The organism is Winogradskyella vidalii (genome assembly GCF_013403955.1).
GTDB classification, from domain to species: Bacteria; Bacteroidota; Bacteroidia; order Flavobacteriales; family Flavobacteriaceae; genus Winogradskyella; species Winogradskyella vidalii.
The window spans coordinates 1-1,807 of sequence record NZ_JABFDG010000035.1; the positions used below are offsets into that span (position 1 = coordinate 1).

Sequence of the window (1,807 nt, forward strand, 5' to 3'; positions counted from 1 at the left end):
TCTGTGACATCAAAAACCAAATGGCTAATGTCTATTCCAAAATATTTAATATCTTTATTCATAAGAAATGTTTTTTTTAAAGGACAATCTACGCGAGTTTCAACGACTTAAAATCGAGGTCTTAAAGCCTCATAGAACTGTACGAAATCTGTGTAGAAAAGAGAGGGGATTTTCAATGTTGACGAGATCTGAAGTCTCTGCGTATATAATAACCTTACTCCTCTCTTTTGTTCTTTCTAATTTATAAATCTTAATTTAGTGTTTTTATTTAATTGCTAACTTAAGCCGTGTATAATTAATTGCTTTGGCAAGTGCTTATTTGGAAAATTCCTTCGGAATTTTCTCGCGTTCGTTTTTGTTTACTAAATTAGTTGCTCAAACACGCAACTAACCATACACAAAACCGTTGTGTGCAATTTGGCTACGTTACCAAGATTTGGTATATTTGAGTAAAATTATAGTCATAATGGGAAAAAACACATCAATATCACTCGGAAATCATTTTGAGGATTTTATCAGAGAAGAAGTAAACTCTGGAAGATATGGTTCGGTTAGCGAAGTAATTCGTTCCGCATTACGTTTGTTAGAACGTGAAGAAAAAAAGGAAAGAGAACTGATTAAAGCTCTCGAAGTTGGAGAAAATAGTGGATTTGTTGAAAATTTTGACCCAAAACAACATCTGAAAGAATTACATCGTAAACACTTATGAGTAAAAACAAATATCGCATAAGCCAACAAGCGATTGAGGATTTAGATAAAATTTGGGTTTACACCCTTAACAAATGGTCTAAAGAACAAGCTGACAGATATTACGATTTAATAATAGCGGAAATTGAATTTATTGCGGACAACTATCTAATTGGAAAATCCGCAGAACAAACTCGAAAAAACTATCGAGTTACGAAAATCAAATCCCATCTGATTTTTTTCAGAAAAGTAGATAATGAGATTGTGGAAATCGTCAGAGTATTGCATCAAAGAATGGACATTAAAAAACGACTGAAATAAAAACTGCACACAACAAAGTACTGTGGTAAAAAACAAGTAAAAATGCACTAATTTTTCACTAAAGTACTTCTATATGTATCATCATATATTAAACCTGATTTTGCTATAGCAAAAGCCTGTTTTAATAGTTTATTACACACCGCTATCAATGCCAATTTTTTACTCTTTCCTTTTGCTACTATTCTCTCATAAATATCACGACATGCTTTATTGTATTTACAAGCATTAAAGCTGCACATAAATAACAGATTACGTAGTTTCTGATTTCCTATTTTACTGATACGAGGCCGTCCATTTACACTACTCCCACTCTTTCTAACTACAGGGGTTAATCCAGCATAACTACACAATTCGCTACCGCTTTTAAAACGATCAAATCCATCGGTTAAAACCAATAGCATTACTGCGGTTTTATTTCCTATACCTGGAATAGTTTTTATTCGAGTTAGTAAATCTTGATACTCTTGTTTTACTATTATTAATAGTTTTTCTTCTAAGGTTTTTAATTCTTTATCAACCTGCTTTAAACTACGCTTTAATGAAGCCACTACGACTTTACTTGGGTTACCTAAAACAGCTTCTCCATGTAGCTTATTTTTAAGCATAGTGCTTTGTTTTGTATACAATGAAAGGAGTCTGGTCATTTGTAAGCACTCTGTTTGAACTTTGGAATTGCCTTCCCAAAGTTTTAATTCCACCTGTTTGGCATACTCACAAATCAATTTAGAATCACTTTTGTCTGTCTTGATTTTAGACAACTTCATTTGGATAAAACGTTTTACTGATAATGGATTTTCAA

The 1,807-nt window shown here is 32.4% G+C and carries 3 protein-coding genes; 2 read left to right on the plus strand and 1 reads right to left on the minus strand.

Annotation, left to right across the window (positions count from 1 at the left end; all coding sequences use genetic code 11):
* Positions 1-466 precede the first annotated feature (466 nt).
* Together HM982_RS18350 and HM982_RS18355 are read left to right on the plus strand one after the other, a co-directional pair.
* A complete protein-coding gene (locus tag HM982_RS18350; RefSeq protein WP_028284019.1) occupies positions 467-709 on the plus strand; it encodes a type II toxin-antitoxin system ParD family antitoxin in 243 nt (80 codons plus the stop codon).
* Positions 706-1,008: a type II toxin-antitoxin system RelE/ParE family toxin gene (locus tag HM982_RS18355; RefSeq protein WP_179354770.1), complete on the plus strand. Its 303-nt coding sequence runs from the start codon at positions 706-708 to the stop codon at positions 1,006-1,008. Before HM982_RS18350 ends, HM982_RS18355 begins: the two co-directional genes overlap by 4 nt.
* A gap of 47 nt (positions 1,009-1,055) precedes the next feature.
* Here HM982_RS18355 and HM982_RS18360 read toward each other — a convergent pair.
* Positions 1,056-1,807 (minus strand): IS110 family RNA-guided transposase (locus HM982_RS18360; RefSeq protein WP_179354771.1); only part of this gene is annotated, 752 nt, incomplete at its 5' end.